This window comes from Candidatus Planktophila sp., assembly GCF_046070465.1.
In the GTDB taxonomy this organism is placed as follows: Bacteria; Actinomycetota; Actinomycetes; order Nanopelagicales; family Nanopelagicaceae; genus Planktophila.
In genome coordinates, this window is record NZ_JBJTMK010000088.1 from 1 (window position 1) to 19,498 (window position 19,498).

General features: G+C 50.0%; 22 protein-coding genes. 12 read left to right on the top strand and 10 right to left on the bottom strand.

Translation table 11 applies throughout. From position 1 onward, the window contains the following. Window positions 1-150: 150 nt before the first annotated feature. Window positions 151-1,752: an MDR family MFS transporter gene (locus ACKOVI_RS03915; RefSeq protein WP_509602727.1), complete on the bottom strand. Its 1,602-nt coding sequence runs from the start codon at window positions 1,750-1,752 to the stop codon at window positions 151-153. A 19-nt stretch (window positions 1,753-1,771) separates the two neighbouring features. On the opposite strand from ACKOVI_RS03915, the gene ACKOVI_RS03920 reads away from it, so the two are divergent. Further along, on the top strand, window positions 1,772-2,731 hold the full coding sequence (locus tag ACKOVI_RS03920) for an ATP-binding cassette domain-containing protein (protein WP_509602728.1): 960 nt from the start codon (window positions 1,772-1,774) through the stop codon (window positions 2,729-2,731). 5 nt (window positions 2,732-2,736) lie between these two features. Further along, entirely contained in the window at window positions 2,737-3,519 is a 783-nt protein-coding gene (locus ACKOVI_RS03925; RefSeq protein ID WP_509602729.1) for an ABC transporter permease, read from the top strand. On the opposite strand, the gene ACKOVI_RS03930 is transcribed toward ACKOVI_RS03925, so the two are convergent. The 3 genes from ACKOVI_RS03930 to ACKOVI_RS03940 are packed head-to-tail and all read right to left on the bottom strand — an operon-like array spanning window position 3,512 to window position 5,168. Then, window positions 3,512-4,240, bottom strand: coding sequence for an alpha/beta hydrolase family protein (locus tag ACKOVI_RS03930; RefSeq protein WP_509602730.1), 729 nt, complete (start codon window positions 4,238-4,240; stop codon window positions 3,512-3,514). The genes ACKOVI_RS03925 and ACKOVI_RS03930 overlap by 8 nt on opposite strands. Before the next feature lie 13 nt (window positions 4,241-4,253). Next, the gene (greA, locus tag ACKOVI_RS03935; protein WP_509602731.1) at window positions 4,254-4,733 is read right to left on the bottom strand and encodes a transcription elongation factor GreA; all 480 of its coding nucleotides are present in this window, start codon (window positions 4,731-4,733) and stop codon (window positions 4,254-4,256) included. A 36-nt stretch (window positions 4,734-4,769) separates the two neighbouring features. Further along, window positions 4,770-5,168 carry a DUF4307 domain-containing protein gene (locus tag ACKOVI_RS03940; RefSeq protein ID WP_509602733.1) on the bottom strand — a complete coding sequence of 133 codons (399 nt, stop codon included), beginning with the start codon at window positions 5,166-5,168 and terminating at the stop codon, window positions 4,770-4,772. Window positions 5,169-5,182: 14 nt separating this feature from the next. Here ACKOVI_RS03940 and ACKOVI_RS03945 point away from each other — a divergent pair, with 14 nt between their 5' ends. The 6 genes from ACKOVI_RS03945 (at window position 5,183) to ACKOVI_RS03970 (ending at window position 9,308) form a co-directional block, all read left to right on the top strand. Further along, window positions 5,183-5,320, top strand: coding sequence for a hypothetical protein (locus ACKOVI_RS03945; protein WP_509602734.1), 138 nt, complete (start codon window positions 5,183-5,185; stop codon window positions 5,318-5,320). A gap of 40 nt (window positions 5,321-5,360) precedes the next feature. Then, window positions 5,361-6,017 (top strand): SURF1 family cytochrome oxidase biogenesis protein, encoded by a 657-nt coding sequence (locus tag ACKOVI_RS03950; RefSeq protein ID WP_509602750.1) that lies wholly within the window; start codon window positions 5,361-5,363, stop codon window positions 6,015-6,017. A 10-nt stretch (window positions 6,018-6,027) separates the two neighbouring features. Then, window positions 6,028-6,339, top strand: a complete 312-nt coding sequence (locus ACKOVI_RS03955) for a DUF3817 domain-containing protein (protein ID WP_509602735.1) — start codon at window positions 6,028-6,030, stop codon at window positions 6,337-6,339. Further along, the gene (locus ACKOVI_RS03960; RefSeq protein WP_509602736.1) at window positions 6,320-7,096 is read left to right on the top strand and encodes an isoprenyl transferase; all 777 of its coding nucleotides are present in this window, start codon (window positions 6,320-6,322) and stop codon (window positions 7,094-7,096) included. The genes ACKOVI_RS03955 and ACKOVI_RS03960 overlap by 20 nt, the downstream gene beginning before the upstream one ends. A 115-nt stretch (window positions 7,097-7,211) precedes the next feature. Continuing rightward, complete coding sequence (gene phoH2 / locus ACKOVI_RS03965; RefSeq protein WP_509602737.1) at window positions 7,212-8,504, top strand: RNA 5'-3' helicase PhoH2; 1,293 nt, start codon at window positions 7,212-7,214, stop codon at window positions 8,502-8,504. 243 nt (window positions 8,505-8,747) lie between these two features. Continuing rightward, window positions 8,748-9,308, top strand: coding sequence for an aggregation-promoting factor C-terminal-like domain-containing protein (locus tag ACKOVI_RS03970; protein WP_509602739.1), 561 nt, complete (start codon window positions 8,748-8,750; stop codon window positions 9,306-9,308). Window positions 9,309-9,404: 96 nt separating this feature from the next. Here the strand turns inward: ACKOVI_RS03970 and ACKOVI_RS03975 are convergent, their stop codons facing one another. From ACKOVI_RS03975 to xseA, 3 genes are read right to left on the bottom strand one after another with little or no spacing between them, the layout of a single operon-like run. Continuing rightward, window positions 9,405-11,060, bottom strand: a complete 1,656-nt coding sequence (locus tag ACKOVI_RS03975) for a fumarate hydratase (protein WP_509602740.1) — start codon at window positions 11,058-11,060, stop codon at window positions 9,405-9,407. Further along, the gene (locus tag ACKOVI_RS03980; RefSeq protein WP_509602741.1) at window positions 11,061-11,258 is read right to left on the bottom strand and encodes an exodeoxyribonuclease VII small subunit; all 198 of its coding nucleotides are present in this window, start codon (window positions 11,256-11,258) and stop codon (window positions 11,061-11,063) included. A gap of 26 nt (window positions 11,259-11,284) precedes the next feature. After that, on the bottom strand, window positions 11,285-12,481 hold the full coding sequence (gene xseA / locus ACKOVI_RS03985) for an exodeoxyribonuclease VII large subunit (RefSeq protein WP_509602742.1): 1,197 nt from the start codon (window positions 12,479-12,481) through the stop codon (window positions 11,285-11,287). Window positions 12,482-12,506: 25 nt separating this feature from the next. On the opposite strand from xseA, the gene ACKOVI_RS03990 reads away from it, so the two are divergent. After that, complete coding sequence (locus ACKOVI_RS03990) at window positions 12,507-13,460, top strand: 4-hydroxy-3-methylbut-2-enyl diphosphate reductase (protein ID WP_509602743.1); 954 nt, start codon at window positions 12,507-12,509, stop codon at window positions 13,458-13,460. Here ACKOVI_RS03990 and ACKOVI_RS03995 read toward each other — a convergent pair. Together ACKOVI_RS03995 and ACKOVI_RS04000 are read right to left on the bottom strand one after the other, a co-directional pair. Next, window positions 13,441-13,896 carry a hypothetical protein gene (locus tag ACKOVI_RS03995; protein WP_509602744.1) on the bottom strand — a complete coding sequence of 152 codons (456 nt, stop codon included), beginning with the start codon at window positions 13,894-13,896 and terminating at the stop codon, window positions 13,441-13,443. The two genes, ACKOVI_RS03990 and ACKOVI_RS03995, sit on opposite strands and share 20 nt — an antisense overlap. 4 nt (window positions 13,897-13,900) lie before the next feature. Beyond that, window positions 13,901-15,067 (bottom strand): DNA recombination protein RmuC, encoded by a 1,167-nt coding sequence (locus ACKOVI_RS04000; protein ID WP_509602745.1) that lies wholly within the window; start codon window positions 15,065-15,067, stop codon window positions 13,901-13,903. Window positions 15,068-15,144: 77 nt separating this feature from the next. Between ACKOVI_RS04000 and ychF the strand changes: the two genes are divergently transcribed. From ychF to ACKOVI_RS04015, 3 genes are all read left to right on the top strand, one after another. After that, complete coding sequence (ychF, locus tag ACKOVI_RS04005) at window positions 15,145-16,218, top strand: redox-regulated ATPase YchF (protein ID WP_509602746.1); 1,074 nt, start codon at window positions 15,145-15,147, stop codon at window positions 16,216-16,218. An 84-nt stretch (window positions 16,219-16,302) separates the two neighbouring features. Beyond that, a complete protein-coding gene (gene ppk1 / locus ACKOVI_RS04010; RefSeq protein ID WP_509602747.1) occupies window positions 16,303-18,360 on the top strand; it encodes a polyphosphate kinase 1 in 2,058 nt (685 codons plus the stop codon). Then, a complete protein-coding gene (locus tag ACKOVI_RS04015) occupies window positions 18,357-19,250 on the top strand; it encodes an NUDIX hydrolase (RefSeq protein ID WP_509602748.1) in 894 nt (297 codons plus the stop codon). Before ppk1 ends, ACKOVI_RS04015 begins: the two co-directional genes overlap by 4 nt. A gap of 5 nt (window positions 19,251-19,255) precedes the next feature. Here ACKOVI_RS04015 and ACKOVI_RS04020 read toward each other — a convergent pair. Next, the coding region (locus tag ACKOVI_RS04020; RefSeq protein ID WP_509602749.1) for a Ppx/GppA phosphatase family protein at window positions 19,256-19,498 on the bottom strand (243 nt) is incomplete at its 5' end.

The following is a 19,498-nucleotide window of genomic DNA, read 5'->3' on the forward strand; positions in this document are numbered from 1 at the left end:
CATTGTTCACACCGAAAGAGCGAGCAAAGAGCGGAAGTGTTGGTGCGATGATTCCAAAACCGACTGCAACAAAGAATGAGGCAAAGACAAGAACCCCTACTTCACGAGGAAATTCGCGAAGGGGGTTCTTCTCTTTCAGTAAGGTGAAAATTACCCGAGCGCCTCACCAGCAGCTTCATTGCGGGCAGCTGCATAATCTTCTGATGTGCGAAGCGGCGTCTCGCGCATGAAGAGCGCCACAAAGAATCCGACTGCAACAACTGGTGCTGCAACAAGGAAGACGATGTGGAATGAGTGAACGAAGGCATCCAAGACCGCAGTCTGCACCTGAGCAGGAAGGGTCTTGATAAGTGATGTATTGCTCTGAATCGCCTCAATCTTTGCTGGATCGATAGCGCCGGCAGCATCTGGGTTCTTCGCTGCAAGCTCTGCAAAGTTGCTCGCCATGTAGTGGCTGAGACGGTTGGTCAGGATCGCACCGAAGAGCGCTGTTCCGAATACAGAACCAAGCGAGCGGAAGAAGGTGTTAGAGCTTGTTGCAACGCCCATATCTTTGAAATCAACTGCATTCTGGAGGGCGATCACGATGGTCTGCATAGAGAGACCAAGGCCTGCGCCAACCATAATCGCAAAGATTGAGAGCTTCCAATAAGGAGTATCAATCTGAAGTGTGTACATCGCGAGGATGCCCACTGTCATGATTGCGGTACCCATGATTGGGAAGCGCTTGTAATGGCCGTGCTTTGTAATGTACTTACCGCTGAAGATTGATGTTGTAACGATTCCAAGCATCAATGGAATCAACTTCAAACCAGCTGAAGTTGCTGAATAACCCTTCACAACCTGCATGTAGAGAGGCAACATCACGATTGCGCCGAACATACCTGCACCGATGATTGCTCCGAGAATTGAAGTCAAGGTAAATGTGTGGTTTTTAAAGAGTCCTAAAGGAATGATTGGTTCCTTTGCGCGGCTTTCCCACCATACAAATGTGACGGCGAGCAGTAATCCAACTACGAGGTAAATCAGTGTACGTGAATCTGTCCAACCGTTCTGCGGGCCATAGACAGCTGCAGAGAGAAGTGTTGAAGTGACAGCAGTAACGAGAAGGAGTGCGCCGAGATAATCAATGCTGTGCTCGCGCTTGATCTTTGGAATATGGAGAACTGCAGAAGTAATTGCAAGCGCTGCAATTCCAAATGGAAGGTTGATGTAGAAGATCCAACGCCATCCGGTAATGCCAAGAATCGTCGCATGGTCTGAGAAATATCCACCAAGTAGTGGTCCAGCAACTGAAGAGAGACCCCAGACGGCACCGAAGTAACCCTGGTAGCGACCGCGCTCACGTGGAGGGACGATGTCACCGATGATGACGAATGTCAGCGCCATCAATCCACCTGCACCAAGACCCTGGATTGCACGGGTAGCGATGAGCTGCCCCATGTTCTGGGACGCTCCTGCGAGGAATGAACCAATAAGGAAGGTAACAATCGCGAACTGGAAAACCACACGTCGACCATAGAGATCTGAGATCTTGCCGTAGAGAGGCGTTGATGCAGTTGAGGTCAGAAGATATGCGGTGACGACCCATGTGTAGTGGTCGAGACCGTTGAAATCTTCAACGATGCTCTTGAGAGCGGTTGAGACGATGGTCTGATCGAGAGCTGCAAGCAACATTCCCGTCATGAGACCGCCGAGAATGATCATGATTTCGCGATGCGAAAGTTGTTTTGCCGGTGCATTTGTATTCATAGAAGCGTAAGTTTACTCCGTGAAATCGATAATCGCTGAATCGCTCGTCAAGACTTACGACAAAGGAAAAGTCCGCGCGCTCGACAGCTTGAACTTAGATGTTGAAGAAGGAACAGTTCTCGGAATCCTTGGCCCCAATGGCGCTGGGAAAACCACAACAGTGCGAATCCTTTCAACTCTATTGCGACCTGATTCTGGTTCAGCAACCGTTGCCGGCATCGATGTTATAAAGAATCCTGAGAAAGTTCGTGAAGTAATTGGCCTATCCGGTCAATACGCAGCAGTTGATGAGATTCTCACCGGATATGACAATCTCGTCATGTTTGGCGAGCTCTATCACCTGGGAAAGAAGCAAGCTGTCGCACGAGCTCATGAGTTATTGGAGCGCTTCGGATTAACTGAAGCTGCAAAGCGACCTATTAAGACTTATTCAGGAGGAATGCGTCGCAGGCTAGATCTAGCTGCATCTCTGATTGTGAAGCCGAAGGTTCTCTTCCTCGATGAGCCAACGACAGGACTTGATCCACGTGGCCGCCAAGATATGTGGGGAGTCATCGAAGAACTTGTAAAAGATGGTGTCACTCTTCTTCTCACAACGCAATATCTTGAAGAAGCTGATCAATTGGCTGATGAGATTGCTGTGATTGATACCGGCAAAGTAATTGCTCGAGGAACCTCGGATGCGCTGAAGAAACAAGTGGGCGGTGAGCGCCTCGAAGTTGTTGTAGATAAAGAGCACATCGCAAAGACGATAGAGATTGTTACTGCAATCAGTGGAATCACACCATCGCTCGATGAAGGACTCCGACAAGTTTCAGCGCCGGTATCGACCGGATCAAAAGCGCTTCTTGATGTGTTGAAATCGCTCGATGAAGCAGGAATTCATGCACTTGATGTTGGGCTAAAGCGCCCATCGCTCGACGATGTATTCCTATCCCTTACAGGACATGCAGCAGAAACACAGGAGGGCAGCAAGTGAGCGCCATGAGAGATACCGCAATCATCACGCAGCGCCAGTTGCGACTCTTAACTCGCGTCCCTGAGGTGTTAATTTTCTCCACTATTCAACCGGTGATGTTCGTGCTTCTCTTCCGTTATGTCTTTGGTGGTTCTATCAATACAGGCCAACCGGGTGGGTATGTGCAGTTATTGATGCCGGGAATCTTTGTTCAGACCGTTGCATTTACTCTTGCAGGAACCGCATCAGGTTTAGCAGAAGATATGAAGAAGGGTCTGATTGATCGTTTTAGATCACTACCAATTTCACAATCAGCACTCGTAGTCGGTCGCACTCTAGGAGATTCACTTCTCAATATCGTCGTCCTCGCTGTTATGGGAATCGCAGGGTTTGCAGTGGGATGGCGGCCAAGCGGCGGCGCAGGAAATGTTGCGTTGGGATTTTTATTCTTACTTCTCTTTGGCTATGCCCTTTCCTGGGTAGGTGCGCTCGTAGGTCTATCGGCCTCAGATGCTCGCGTTGTTCAAAATGTCAGCTTTATCGTGACCTTCCCACTGACATTCTTATCGAACGCATTCGCGCCAACCACCGGAATGCCACGAGCTCTGCAGTACTTTGCAGAGTGGAATCCAGTATCAACGATGGTCGCTGCCTGCCGTCAGCTCTTCGGTCTGGAAAATCAATTTGGTGCAACCGCTGGATCATTTCCTAGCGAGCACCCACTGACTACATCACTTTTCTATATCGTTGTGATTATGGTGATTTTCGTACCTTTGAGCCTTCGTCGTTACCGTAATTCAGTTAATTAATCGCGGCGAGTATTGCGCTGTAAGTGGGACTAGGCACTTCCATCATCTGGAAGTGCGAAACACCTTCAAGTACGTTTAGAGCCACTGATTTCTGCTGCTCTTTCATCACAGCAACATATTTCTTGGAAAGCTCTAGCGGTACGCGTTCATCCTGATCCCCATGAATAAAGTGAAGTTCGGATGTTGGGGCTGGGCGTACCATCGGATCGAGCTCAGGGCGCAACGTTGCATCTACCCCTAGCCATTCAGCGACAGCTTCGCGCCCTAATCCGAGGCGCTGACTTTCAATCAAATCTGTTACTGGCGCTAAGCCAATCACCTTCTTCACATTAGGAAATTTGTCTCCTAAGAGGAGTGCGAGGTGACCACCGCTTGAGTAGCCGATCAGAGTTATTGTTGAATCTTCAAGAGTTGAAATGGCGAAAGCCAAATCCCGGAGAGTTGTTTCAGGCTCTCCGGCAACACGGCGAAATTCTGGGAGGACAACTAAATAGCCTTCTTGAGCTAGCGCAACTGCAAGTGGACGCATGTGCTCGCGATCAAAGAGATTGCGCCAATAACCCCCATGAATCAGAACAAGTGTTGGTGTATCGAGATTGCTCTCACCGTAAAACTCAAGAACCTGATCTGGATCGTCACCGTATTTAATGACAGAGACGGCAACTTCTTTCTGCGCATCTTCAACTGAACAGGCAGGAAAAGTGGGATGAGAAGTTGTCATGAAAAGGGAGGTTTTAGGCGAAGAACTCGGCAGCTTTGATTTCAACCTTAATCTCACGACCGTTAGGTGCGGTGTAAGAAACTGTTGAACCAATTTCAGCGCCAAGAACTGCTGAACCTAGTGGTGACTTCTCTGAATAGACATCGATGTCACCAGATGCAATCTCGCGGGAACCGAGGAGGAACTTGGTCTCATCTCCTGCGATCAACGCAGTGACAACCATTCCGGCTCCGACCTTTCCATCAGCACTTGCTGGTGGAGTTCCGATATGGGCATTTTCAAGCATCTGCTTGAGCTGACGGATGCGTGCCTCCATCTTTCCTTGCTCATCACGAGCCGCGTGATAGCCGCCGTTCTCTTTGAGGTCACCTTCAGCACGAGCTGCTTCAATCTTTGCAGTGACTTCTTTGCGGCCTTCACCTTCGAGGTGGGCAAGTTCTGCAGCGAGGCGGTCTGCTGCTTCTTGAGTTAACCAAGTCTGTTGTGAGCTCATAGCGGAGAAGGATACTAGTAAGGGCTAGAGGTAGTACTAGTCGAGATGGCAGGCTATTACGCCTGCATTGACCGCATCTGCGCGAGAAGGAATGGTCACAGTTCTCTCGATGGGTCCGGTAGCGGCAGGAATGCGGTCATCGATCTGGCCCACGATGACCTTGTCGATATCGCGAGCGGCAATAGTGCACATCGCAGTTTTGGATGGATCGCGGCGATTGATTGTGTAGCGAATTTCAGTATTGCGGGGATCTTGATTATTAAATGCAACTAACGCATAACTAATAGGCGGTTCTGCTTGATGCATCCCAGCCCAAATCAACCAAGCGCCACCAATAATCGCAAAGCTGAGTGCATATGGAATCCATGCGCGCTGCGGACGAACTCCATAGCGATCATTGAAGTCAAAGTCGGATTGAGTGTCGCTTCCACGCATGCCATGATTGTCTCATGAATAAAGATGTCGACATGGGTGTTGCTGGTTCACTGACCATGATTGTGCTTGTGAGCGCAACGGCTTTTTTATTACGGAGCTTCTATAAGCGCTACACACGCATGATTAATCGCGAGGATATCGATAACAATTAAGAAGTTTGCGACGGCTCTTGCAGTTCTCGCACTCGCCGCAATTTTCTCAAGCCTTGGTTTATGGCAACTAGATAGAGCTCGCGAACTATCGGCGTCACAGAAAGCCAAGCCAGTTCAAGACCAGAGAATATATAACCTCGAAGATCTGACTTCAGCAGAAGGTTCTCTTCCGGTTTCAGCCTTTGGAAAGCGTGTTGCTCTCAAAGCTCATTACGTAGCAACGTATAAAGCTCCCAATCAGATTTCATCGGATGGAACTGTGGCTGATTGGGAAGTGGCTCTCGCGCAGGTAGATACCGGTTCTGCGATCTTGGTTGTACGAGGCTTATGGAGCGATCGATTTACTCAACCACCAATCGTGATGGCCAACCTCGTTGAGATCACCGGAACCATCTACCCGAGCCAATATGAAGATCGCGCAGCCAACACTGCATCTCAACTTTCTAGAATCGATAGCAGCCTTCTGACATCGACCTCAGATTTCCAGCTCTACGATGGTTTTGTTTCTGCCACTTCCGAGTCTGTCCGAGATGGCGCAATCAACCGCACCCGCCTCCAGCTTGCTCTTCCCAATGGCGATATTCCTGGCTATTACTGGCAACACATCTCTTACGTAGTTATCTGGTGGTTTATGGCCGTCCTTGTTCTCTGGGCGCCGTTCTATAAGCGCCGTGACGAGGCAGGCATCGCAAGTTAGAGTTGGGTCCATGAAAACCCCTCTCGCAAAATCAGCGCTAGGTCGCTTCCGCACAATGGCAATCATTTGTGGCGTCAACCTTCTCCTTCTTGTGGTCTACATGATCGCCAAGTACGCCTTCGATGCCTTTGATAAAGGGAACCCATTCATCTTTATTCCGATTGCCCACGGGTATTTCTATATCGTCTACATCTTGACCGTCCTTCAATTGGCAGTCCAGAAGCGGATGTCATTTGGCCTGATCATCGCTCTGATTGCAGCCGGCACAATTCCGGTGGCTTCATTTGTCGCAGAGCGGAAAATTGTTAAAAAGTATTCGTAGTCGAATCAAATCCCTGCTCTACCCTTTTTATGAGTGGCGGATAGTTAAGGATCTCGACTTCACAAGGACCCCTCGCCATATCGGCGTGACCCTTGACGGCAACCGCCGCTGGGCGAGGCAGAACCCCGACGCCGCAGATCCCTATGGCCATAAGCGCGGTGCCGAGAAGATTGCAGATTTATTGGGGTGGTGTGAAGAGACCCAGGTCGAAGTTGTGACCCTGTGGATGCTCTCGACCGATAATTTCAAACGCACCCCTGAAGAGGTCAAGACTCTGATTGAGGTCATCAGTGAAATCGTCGATGACCTTTCTGCTAGAAAACGTTGGAGCATCAAAGCTGTCGGTGCTCTGGATGTTCTTCCCGAAAATCTTGCGGCAAAGCTTGCCAACCTTCCTGATTGTCCGAACTCCAAGCTCCAGGTCAATGTTGCAATTGGTTACGGTGGGCGACGTGAAATCGTCGATGCTGTCAAAGGCTTCCTTGGCCAAGAGGCAGAGGCGGGTCGCACTCTGAAGGAAGCGATAGCCGATCTCGACGCCGATGCGATTGCCCGCCATCTCTACACCGCTGGCCAGCCCGACCCCGATCTATTGATTCGCACATCGGGGGAGCAGCGCCTCGGCGGATTCCTGCTCTGGCAATCGGCGCTCTCTGAGTTCTACTTCTGTGAGGCCTACTGGCCCGATTTCCGTCGCGTTGATTTCCTGCGAGCGCTCCGCGATTACTCGCACCGCCACCGCCGACTTGGCGCCTAGCCAATCGGCGCGAAGAGATTGCCGACTTGGCGCCTAGGTAAACATTCGATTACGTCTGAGAATTAGCGGGTGTGTCGAACTAATTTGATAATCGCTAGAAGCGTATCTTTCGAAAATGCTGACTACCTATGTTCTCGACACATCAGTACTTTTGGCAGATCCTGGAGCCATTTTCCGATTTGAAGAACATGAGATTGTGATTCCGATAGTTGTAATTGGTGAGTTAGAGAATAAGCGCGACCACCCTGAGCTCGGGTACTTTGCTCGAGCAGCACTTCGTGCTCTCGATGATCTTCGGATAGAACATGGCCGCCTCGATAAGCCATTGACCGTGACTCCGGAGGGCGGCATTCTCACGGTAGAGCTCAATCACTCAGATACCAGCTCACTTCCCACAAGCTTCCTTCGTGATGGCAATAATGATGCTCGCATTCTTACCGTCGCTAAGAACTTGATGTCAGAGGGTAAGCGGGTGGTCTTGGTAACGAAAGATCTACCACTACGCGTCAAAGCATCTTCAGTTGGTGTCGAAGCTCAGGAGTATCTCGCCGAACTTGTATCAACAAGTGGCTGGACTGGAATCGAAGATATTAGCGTCGGCCACTCATTAATTGATGAGCTCTACTCTTCGGATTTCGCCGAACACGAAATTGCCCATTCCGCGCCAGTGCACACTGGAGTGCTACTTCATTCAGAAAAGGGAAGTGCGCTCGCTCGTGTTACTCCGGATAAGCGGTTGCAATTAGTGCGCGGTGATCGCGCCGCCTTTGGTCTGCACGGGCGTTCAGCCGAACAGCGAATCGCACTCGATCTACTCCTTGATGAATCAATCGGAATCGTCTCACTCGGAGGCCGAGCAGGCACTGGAAAATCTGCCCTCGCCCTATGCGCGGGGCTTGAGGCGGTGATGGAGCGGCGCCTCCACAAGAAGGTGGTGATCTTCCGCCCTCTTTATCCAGTGGGTGGACAAGAGTTGGGATACCTGCCAGGCAGTGAAGGGGAGAAGATGTCACCGTGGGCGCAGGCGGTCTTCGATACTTTGGGCGCGCTTGTCAGCCAAGCTGTCATAGATGAGATTCTTGATCGAGGACTCGTTGAAGTTCTCCCTCTCACCCATATTCGCGGCCGATCACTTCATGATTCCTACGTCATCGTCGATGAGGCACAGTCGTTAGAGCGGGGAGTTCTTCTGACTGTGCTCTCTCGCATCGGTCAAAACTCTCGGGTGATCTTGACCCACGATGTGGCTCAGCGAGATAACTTGCGGGTGGGGCGCCATGATGGAGTTGTCGCGGTAGTCGAGACTCTCAAGGGCCATCCACTCTTCGCTCACATCACGCTGACTCGCAGCGAGCGCTCGCCCATCGCCGCGCTCGTCACGGAACTGCTAGAAGGCCCTGAGGCGTAGAGAGAATTTAAACTGAGCGTCTAGGAAATCGGCCTCTCTTAAATCTCACAGTCACATATCGGACATTTAGGACTTTGCCCTATCTGAGCAGGGCTTTTACTTATCCCCAATCCTCACGATTTCTGGGAATTTGCGACTCACGCGTAGAAAAATTTGCGACAACGCGCGCTGATTGGAACTCTTTAGCCCAGCACGAGCCACAAAGGCGCGGTTAGAGATGAAGAATGGGGGTGAGTTACACCGATGTCAGTTTCAACTATCGCTACCAAGAAGCGGGCTATCTGGTCGCTCATCACTGCAACCCTGATTATCTCGATCGCCCAGCCAACGGCTCAAGGTCTGGACTTCCCAACGACCACCCGCCTCAACCTTCCTGAAGGTCCGTCAGCGAGCCTGACGATCTCCAAGGATGTTGATCTCGGACAGACCGTCGCAGCCCCCATCTCAGAGATGGCAAAGGTCGCAGCGATGGCTCGCCAGGTAGAGCTCGCTCGTAAAGTTTCCGGTGCCAAGTACGTCGCTCGAGTCATTATGCAGAACGAGTACTCATGGGGCGCAGATCAGTACAGCTGCCTCAACCGACTTTGGACGAAAGAGAGTCACTGGAACTACAAGGCTCATAACTATCGTTCCGGCGCACATGGAATTGCTCAGGCGTTGCCAGCATCAAAGATGGAGATCATCTCAACCGACTGGCGCACCAACCCTGTTACTCAGATTCGTTGGGGACTTCGCTACATCGATCTTCGTTACGACACCCCGTGCAAGGCTTGGGCAAAGTTCAAGCGCTCGCACTATTACTAAGCCGCGAAAAGAATTGAAGCTTTAGGCAAGGCTAAGAAATTCTCGGCTATGACAGAACAAAGGCACATTGTCGGCGGCTTGCCGGTGCTTCAATTCTTATAGAGGCTTAGTGGAGATTTGAAGTGGGCGCATGGTTTCGGCGAAGAAATCGTTGCCCTTGTCGTCAACAACAATGAATGCTGGGAAGTCGACAACGTCAATCTTCCAGACGGCTTCCATTCCTAAGTCTTCAAAATCCAAGACTTCAACTTTCTTAATGCAATCTTGAGCAAGACGAGCTGCAGGTCCGCCGATGGATCCGAGGTAGAAGCCGCCGTGCTTTGCACAGGCATCGGTGACGGCCTTAGAGCGATTGCCCTTTGCAAGCATCACGTGAGATCCGCCGTGGGCTTGGAAGTAATCCACATATGAATCCATGCGGCCTGCTGTTGTTGGACCAAATGATCCTGATGCATAGCCAGCTGGAGTCTTAGCGGGACCTGCGTAGTACACCGCGTGGTCCTTCATGTAATCAGGCATTGGTTTGCCCTCATCCAACATCGCCTTGATACGTGCATGGGCGATGTCGCGAGCTACAACGATGGTGCCGGTCAATGAGACGCGAGTCTTGACTGGGTACTTTGAAAGCTCTGCGCGGATTGCATCCATCGGCTGATTGAGATCGATCTTCACCACATTCTCATCGAGATGAGAATCAGTGGTCTCAGGCATGTAATGGACTGGGTCAGTCTCAAGCTGTTCGAGGAAGATTCCATCCTTGGTGATTTTTGCCTTCGCCTGGCGGTCTGCAGAACATGAGACTGCAATGGCGATAGGTAGTGATGCTCCGTGACGAGGAAGGCGGACAACGCGCACATCGTGACAGAAGTACTTTCCACCGAACTGAGCGCCGATTCCTAGTGTGCGAGTGAGCTCGAGGACCTGCTTTTCAAGATCAAGATCGCGGAAGCCGTGGCCGGTTGCAGCGTCTCCTGAAGTAGGCAAGCTATCGAGGTAATGAGTCGATGCGAGCTTTGAGGTCTTAACGCAGTGCTCGGCACTTGTTCCACCAATGACAATTGCAAGGTGATACGGAGGACATGCTGCTGTTCCTAATGAACGCAACTTGTCATCGAGCCAATTGATAAATGATGCTGGATTGAGAACAGCCTTCGTCTCTTGGTAGAGGTATGACTTGTTTGCACTTCCGCCACCCTTTGCGATGAACAAGAAGTTGTACTCATCTTGATGATCGCTATCTGCATAAATCTCAATTTGTGCTGGCAAGTTGTTGCCGGTGTTCTTCTCTTCCCATGTTGTGACAGGAGCCATCTGTGAATAACGAAGATTGAGCTTTGTATAAGCATCGTAAACGCCTTGAGCGACTGCCACCTCATCCTTAGCGGTCGTCAATACATATTGACCCTTCTTGCCCATAATGAGAGCGGTGCCGGTGTCCTGGCACATAGGTAGAACTCCGCCAGCTGCAATGTTGGCGTTCTTCAATAGATCGAGAGCAACAAAGCGATCGTTGGCTGAGGCTTCAGGATCTTTAAGGATATTTGCCAGCTGCTGCAAATGATCAGGGCGTAGATAATGGTTGATATCGTGAATTGCTTCTTCGGTTAACTTTGCAATTGCTTCTGGTTCAACCTGGAGAAATTCTTTATCGCCAAGCTTGACGACCGATACGCCTTCTTTGCTGACCATTCGATACTGAGTTGTGTCTTCACCGAGTGGGAGTAAATCTGAATATGAAAATGTTGGAGACATTTACTTGCTCTCCTTCTTTACTGATGCGAGCTTCTCTTTTGCACCATCGAGCCACTCTTGGCAGATCTTTGCGAGCTCTTCGCCGCGCTCCCAGAGCTTGAGAGATTCTTCAAGCGAGGCGCTTCCATCTTCAAGGGATTCCACGATTTCAGCGAGTTCATCCCGGGCTGCTTCGTATGAGAGTTTTTTATCGGCCATGAGCCAAATCTACTCCGCGGGGGCAATTAATTAACTGTGGCGCTGGTCTCGCCCTTGGCAACCTTGATGGCGAGAACCTCACCTGTTTTTAGCTGCTTCGGGTCGCGGATGACATCTCCCTTGGCATTGCGAACCACCGAATATCCTCGGTCAAGAGTTGATTGCGGTGACAATGAACGAAGGTGGGCAGTAATCGCCTTGAGCTCTTTGCGCTCTGCATCGATGGTTGCGGTAAAACTTCGTGTTGAACGTTGGCGAAGGTCATGGAGCTCTTCACTCAAGATAGTGAGAAAGGCACCAGGATCTTTCATTACAGGGCGAGAACGCAACTGGGAAATGAAATTCTGCTCGTATTCGATTTGTGCAGAGAGCGAACGAAATGCACGGTCGCGAAGCTTCTGAATATTCGCAATTTCTTCGGCGATATCAGGAACAACCCGCTTTGCTGCATCGGTCGGTGTTGATGCGCGGTAGTCAGCGACAAGGTCGAGAAGTGGTGAATCTTTCTCATGGCCAATCGCACTGACAATTGGAGTTTCACACTCAGCTGCCAATCGGACCAACGATTCATCACTGAATGGCAGAAGGTCTTCAAAAGAACCGCCGCCGCGAGTCATGATGATGACATCAACCTCGGAATCAGCCTCCAGTTCACGAAGTGCTGCAGACACCTCAACAACAGCGGCTGCTCCTTGAACAGTTACTTCACGAATTTCGAATTCGACTGCTGGCCAGCGCCGCCGAGCATTTTCAACAACATCTTTCTCTGCATCAGTGTTTCGCCCGCAGATCAAGCCAACTTTGCGAGGAAGGACAGGCAAAGCAACCTTGCGATCGAGTGAGAAGAGGCCTTCTCCAGCCAATAAGGTTTTCAGCGCTTCAAGCCGTGCAAGTAATTCACCGACACCCACTTGGCGAATCTCGCGGGCCGACATCGAAAGCGTTCCTGATTTTGTATACCAACTTGGCTTTGCGTAAATCACCACACGAGCATTGGCTGGCAGTGGCTTTACTGCGGCGATGACTGATTTATGGCACATGACTGAAAGGCTCATATCCGCGCTGGTATCACGAAGGCGCATAAAGGCCATCATTCCGCTACGTTCATTGAGTTCAGCGATCTCGCCCTCAATCCAGATAGGGCCGAGGCGGTCTACATATTCTTTGATTACTTCAGTGACCACGCGCACCGGCGCAGGGGATTCACTTGAAGTTTCGAACATGGGGTAAGGCTAATAGACTCCACCTATGGCTAAGAGAGTTTTGATCGCTGCGCCGCGTGGTTATTGCGCAGGCGTTGACCGTGCAATCGTCACCGTTGAAAAGGCGCTCGAGCTCTATGGCGCTCCTCTCTATGTCCGCAAAGAGATTGTTCATAACAAGCATGTGGTGGCAACTCTTGAACAACGTGGCGTGATTTTTGTAAACGAGACAGATGAAGTGCCTGAAGGTCAGACCGTGGTCTTCTCGGCGCATGGAGTATCCCCTGCAGTGCACGAGCAAGCTGCTCAGCGTAATCTCAAAACCATTGATGCAACATGTCCACTTGTTACCAAAGTGCATCACGAGGTGAAGCGTTTTGCAGATGCGAATACTGAAATTCTCCTTATCGGCCACGAAGGACACGAAGAAGTTGAAGGCACTGCAGGCGAAGCACCTGGCCAAGTTCGTGTTGTCGATGGCCTTGATGGTGCACGTAATGTGCAACCAACTCCAGGAAAGAATTTGATTTGGCTCAGTCAGACAACTCTCAGCGTGGATGAGACTCTTGAATCTGTGGCAATTCTCAAAGAACGTTTCCCAGAGATTGCCTCTCCTCCTTCAGATGACATCTGTTATGCAACACAGAATCGACAAGAGGCGATTCGTGGGATTGCAGCTCAGTCTGATTTAGTCCTTGTAGTGGGCTCAACCAACTCTTCTAACTCTGTTCGTCTGGTCGAGGTCGCACTCGAATACGGCGCTAAGGCTGCCTATCTGGTCGATTATGCATCAGAGGCGAAAGATGAATGGCTAGAGGGCGTGGAAACTGTTGGCGTCACCAGCGGTGCCTCTGTTCCGGAGATTTTGGTGAAAGACCTTTTGAAGTGGCTTGAGGTGCACGGTTATCATGATCAGCAGGAAGTTATGGCAAAGGAAGAATCGCTCACCTTTGCCCTGCCGCAGAATCTGCGTGCAGAACTTAAAGCGATTGGTAAGTAGCTCCGATATCTGCACCCTTACGCTTTGACGGGCGGCTCTTCGCCTTCTCATTGAGAAATTGGTACCAGCCATAAGCAGCTGCAATCAGTAAGAACGGTGCAACGCTGGCAAGTGATGCCATGAAGTCAACGCCAACGCGAGAGATGCGTAGACCATCAGTCATGATTGTGTAGAAAAGTGCAGTTGCTGCATAGGCAAGCGGCGGTGTTACCGCTGTGACATACCGTGTGCCGGTACGACCGTAGGCGACTCCGCCGTAAGTCACAACAATCAGAACGAGACCAGAGAGAAAACCAGCGCCACCGCGGATAAACATTTCTGCGAAGGTAAAGAATGCGATGAAGAGAATCTGCAGAACAACGATTCCTTCTTTCTTGAGTCCTGGGCCAGGAAGAGTGGGGAGGGCTGGCTTCTTGGGAAGTTTCTTCTCTGACATTTACTTACTCCTCTACAACTTCTACATCAATAAAATCATCGGCATCGGCGAGGTCAGGATTGTTGAGCTCACGTACATCTGCAGGTGCCTCAGGATATTCGATAGCAAGCTTTGCCTTATCGCCAGCAACGCCTAGAGCGCTGATTTTCCTTGCTGGCGAAAGTACCGTCTTCTCTGCAGTAGGAATGAGATCTTCATACGCCTTTGATGTGCTGTTAATAGCCTTACCAACGGCAACGATTTTGCCGTGAAGAAGGGTGATGTTCTTCAGGAATGTCGCTGCAACCTTAGTGATGTCATCAGCATTCTCTGCCAATTTATTGCGGGTAAAGATATGTCCTACAGTGCGCAGCAGTGCCATCATCGACGTCGGGGTAGCGATGGTGACACCGACTTTAAAAGCCTTCTCAAGGAGCATCGGATCAAGGCGTAGCGCCTCTGCCAGCAGCGTTTCAAAAGGTAGGAAGAGGACAACGACATCTGGGCTGCCTGCGGATTTGTGATAACCGCGCTTTGCAAGGGCTTCAACGTGCTTGAGCAAATCCTTGGTATGCGAAAGTAAGAAGTCATCGCGAAGACTTTGATCTTCGGTGGCAAATGCATCGAGGAATCGCTCGAAGGGAAACTTGGAATCGATAAAGAGCATCGATCCACCGGGCATGCGCACAGTGATATCTGGAATGCCCGAAGAATCTGCATCAGTTGTAGAACGCTGTGCCTCGTATTCGATGCCTTCGCGAAGACCTGCTTGCTCGAGTAAGAGTTCGAGCTGTGCCTCACCGAACTTTCCACGCGATTGTGAACTGGAAAGTGCGCCAGCAATTTTGCGAGTCTCATCAAAGAGATTGGTCGATGCGGTGCGCATCTCGTTGATGGTGGATTTGAGTTCGACTTCGGATGCCACGCGCTTTTCTGCTGCTTCTTGCGCCTGCACTCGCATACGTTCGACAGTGGTCTTCATCTCTTCCATCTGCGTTGCGATCTTTGCCTGGCTCTCGTTCTTGCTTTCAGCATCTTTAAGACGTTCTTCGCTCTTTTCGAGAAGCGCTTTCAGCGCAACGACATCATTGTTGGCGGTAGAACTCTTGGAGCGTCCAAATTTCACACCAAGAAGAAGGCCGATAGCCAGACCGATAAGAAGGACAAGAGAAGTAGTAAGCGCGTTGGACATGGGGCAATAGTCGCAGGGGGCGGTGACAAATCCGCTGATTTCACGGATGCACAGGGCACGCCGTAGGCTCGCTCACTATGAGCCTCTCCATTGGAATCGTCGGCCTTCCCAATGTCGGAAAGTCGACCCTCTTCAACGCACTGACCAAGAACAACGTTCTCGCGGCGAACTATCCCTTCGCAACAATCGAGCCAAACGTAGGTGTCGTTGGCGTGCCGGATGAGCGCCTGGCAAAGCTTGCCACAATCTTCGGATCAGAGAAGCTTCTTCCAGCAGCGGTTGAATTCGTCGATATCGCGGGTATCGTCAAAGGTGCATCTGAGGGTGCTGGTCTTGGCAATAAGTTCTTGGCAAACATCCGTGAGACCGATGCGATCTGTCAGGTCATCCGCGTCTTCACCGATGGCGATGATGTTCACGTTGATGGCCGCGTTGATCCTTCTAGCGATATCGAGACAATCAATACCGAACTCGCGCTCGCTGACCTTCAGACAATTGAAAAAGCAATTCCACGCCTTGAAAAAGAAGCACGCACGGATAAGACCAAGACTGCAGTTCTTGAAGCAGTAAAGGCAGCTGAGGCGCACTTGCAATCAGGTAAGCCACTTTCAACATCTTCAATTGATCGCACTCTTCTTCACGAACTTCACTTGCTCACAGCAAAGCCATTCCTCTATGTCTTTAATGTGGATGCAGCAGAACTGGGTGATCAAGATTTACGTGCAAAGCTTTCAGCGCTCGTCGCTCCAGCAGAGGCGATCTTCTTAGATGCAAAAACAGAGGCAGAGCTCGCGGAACTTCCTGATGAAGATGCACTCGAACTTCTCGAAGCAGTTGGCTTGACCGAACCAGGTCTGGCAACTCTTGCTCGCGTTGGTTTTGACACTCTGGGTCTTCAAACATATTTAACTGCAGGTCCAAAAGAGGCACGTGCTTGGACAATTCACAAGGGTGACACTGCGCCCATGGCAGCAGGTGTGATTCACACTGATTTCCAAAAGGGCTTTATCAAAGCGGAAATCGTTTCCTTTGATGATTTGATGGCAGCGGGTTCGATGGCTGAAGCAAAATCAGCGGGCAAGGTCCGCATGGAAGGCAAGGATTACGTCATGCACGATGGTGACGTCGTCGAATTCCGCTTTAACGTCTAGTGAAGCAGAGCATTTCCCTCGTCGTTGAGGTTTCAGAAAGGAAATGCTTACCTGCTGTTCACTTAAGATGGCCAAGCTTCCACCGTGAAGAAAGCCCGGACTAGCTACATCGATCGCGATCTCTCCTGGCTCGACTTCAATACCCGAGTCCTTGAACTCGCTGAAAATCAGAAATTACCGCTCTTGGAGCGCGTTAAATTTCTCGCAATTTACTCATCCAATCTCGATGAATTTTTTATGGTTCGAGTCGCCAGCCTGAAACGCAAGATTGAATTTGGAAGCAGTGAGACTCTCATATCCGGCCTTACGCCTCGTGAACTCTTAGTCGAGATTCATCACAAAGTACGTATTCTTCAAGAACGAGTCTCGTATCTCATAGAGAATGATTTACGGCCGCGCCTTGCTGAAGAAGGTATCAAGCGCGTGAGTTGGGATTCGCTCTCTGATGAAGAGAGGAGTCCGCTCACAGAGAAATTTATTAGAGATATCTTTCCGGTGCTCACACCACTTGCCTCTGATCCAGCGCATCCATTCCCACACATTTCTGGCCTATCACTCAATTTAGGAATTATTGGTCATGGATCTGAATCTGGCGAAGAACAATTTGTGCGAGTGAAAGTTCCGTCAAATGTGCCACGTATGGTGCGTGTCAACGATAGCGATTACTCATACATCCTCTTGGAAGATTTAATTGCCGAGCATCTCCATCTCTTACTTCCCGGAGCAAAGATTGAGGAAATCTATTTCTTCCGAGTAACCCGCAATCAGGATCTCGATATCGATGAAGACGATGCAGAAGATTTGATGGAGACGCTGGAGGAAGGGCTCTCTCGAAGAAAATTCGGTGCAGCTGTACGCATGGAAGTTGAGCAAGGCGTCTCACCTCGTCTTTTGGAGAAATTAGTTGAAGAGCTTGATATCGATACTCCAGAAGTCTTTACCCATAAGCCCCCGTTGGATCTGACCTACTGCTTTGAGATGTATGGCATTGATCTACCTCATCTCAAAGATGGTCCTTTCCGGTCGGTGCAGCCTCATGAGTTAGAAGACATTGATCGTCATGATGCCGATTTGTATTTTGCTGCTATTCGCGAAGGCGAAATCCTGCTTCATCATCCCTATCAAACCTTTACTTCGACCGTTACTCGCTTTGTAGAGCTCGCGGCTGAAGATCCCAAAGTCCTTGCTATCAAACAGACTCTCTATCGCACCTCAGGTGATTCGCAGATTATGAAGTCTTTAATCGAGGCGGCTAAATCGGGTAAACAGGTATTAGCTGTTATCGAATTGCGAGCTCGTTTTGATGAGCAGGCAAATGTTCGCTGGGCGAAGAAATTGGAAGACGCTGGGGCACACGTCGTTTACGGAGTTTTAGGGCTTAAAACTCATGCCAAAGCAAGTTTGGTAGTCCGCAAAGAAGATCACGGGCTCACGGTGTATTCACACATCGGCACCGGAAACTACAACCCAAAGACAGCTCGAATCTATGACGATCTCGGAATCTTGAGCGCAGAGCCTCGACTAGGACAGGATCTATTGACCCTCTTCAACCACTTAAGCGGAGTTCATTCTCAGTCTCAGTATTCGAGGTTGCTCGTTGCTCCACACGATATTCGCCAAAGTCTTTTGGAGAAGATTGAGAGAGAGCGCAGAAATCATCTCAATGGCAAGCCAAGTCAGATTCGCTGGAAGGTAAATTCCCTCGTCGATAACACAATGATCGATGCACTCTATAGCGCCGCAAAAGATGGAGTACCCATTGAATTGAACGTGCGCGGTGCATGCTCTTTTAGAATGTCAAAAGTTGCTCAGTTTCGAAACGTCAAGGTGCGATCCATTCTGGGCAGATTCTTGGAACACTCACGTATTTATAACTTTCATAATGCAGGCGATGAAGAATTCTTTATTGGAAGCGCAGACATTATGGAGCGCAATTTGGATAGGCGCGTGGAAGCACTCGTTCGCATTGAATTGCCACAGCATCAAGCCCATTTGAAAGAGATCCTCGAGCTTTCTATCTCTTCACGGTTTAGGGGTTGGCAGATGCGAGAGGACGACACTTGGGATTACCTCAAAAATGGCCCAGAGGGTAAACAACTGGAAGATTTCCAGGAGTACTTCATCGAAAGGTATAAGAAATGATTAAAGCTGCCGGCGCCGTCATTTGGCGTGAAGAGACTCCTTTTGAATTAGAAGTTCTGCTAGTTCATCGCCCGCAATATGATGACTGGAGCTTTCCAAAAGGAAAAGTTGAATCCGGTGAATCTGCAATCGCAGCAGCTTTCCGAGAGGTCAAAGAAGAGACCGGTGTAACTGCGGTCTTCGGCCAGTACCTTGGGTCATCCTCATACAAGATTGAAGGAGATAAGAAGAAAGTTAAGTATTGGATGGCGATGGGTCTGCCCGCTTCAGAATCGTTTACTCCCAACGTCGAAGTCGACAAGATCGAATGGGTCTCCATTAAAGAAGCTCGTCACTTTCTTTCCTATGATGAGGATCGCGAAATTCTCGATGAGTTTATTAATCGCGAGCGTTACACCAGCACCTTAATTCTCTTGCGCCATGCAAAAGCAATTAAACGCAGTCAGTGGAATGACTATGATTTAGATCGGCCGCTTGCGGAAGATGGAATTGAACAAAGCAAGCGTTTAATCAGCCAATTAGAGCCTTTTGGTGTTCAAGGTATCTTCTCTTCCGATGCTTCTCGCTGTTTTGCAACTGTAGAACCTCTTTCGCTCTACCTTGATTGCAAGGTTACGGTTTCAGCTGACCTCAATGAAGAGAGTTATGAGAAGAGCGAGAAAACTGCGCTGAATTACGTTAAGCATCTGATGCGCTATCCGGGCAACCAGTTAATTGCCAGCCATAATCCGATCATTCCGCATATCTTGACCAAGATTGCCCGAGTCGAATACTCGGCGGAAGATTTAGATCCAGCCGATGCCTGGGTTGTTCATCACCGTGGAGATCAAGTACTTGCAGTGGAATTCTTGCGCCACCCAAAGGTGGAAAAGGTGAGTCAGTCAGAATAGAGCTATTAGCTCTTTAGCCAATCTAGCCTTTGCAGGACAATTCCCTCTCGGAGCGCCCAAGGACATTGTGAAATCTTGGTTATTCCGAGCGTATTCATCGCGCCTTCGGCAACCATGGCACCGGCAACTATTTGATACGCTCTACTGGCAGAGACTCCTGGTAAGTCCGCCCGTTGAGCGCGGGTCATCTTTGCCAATCTCGGAACAATGGTCCGCAATCCTTCGGCGGTAAGAGAGCCGCCGAGTTC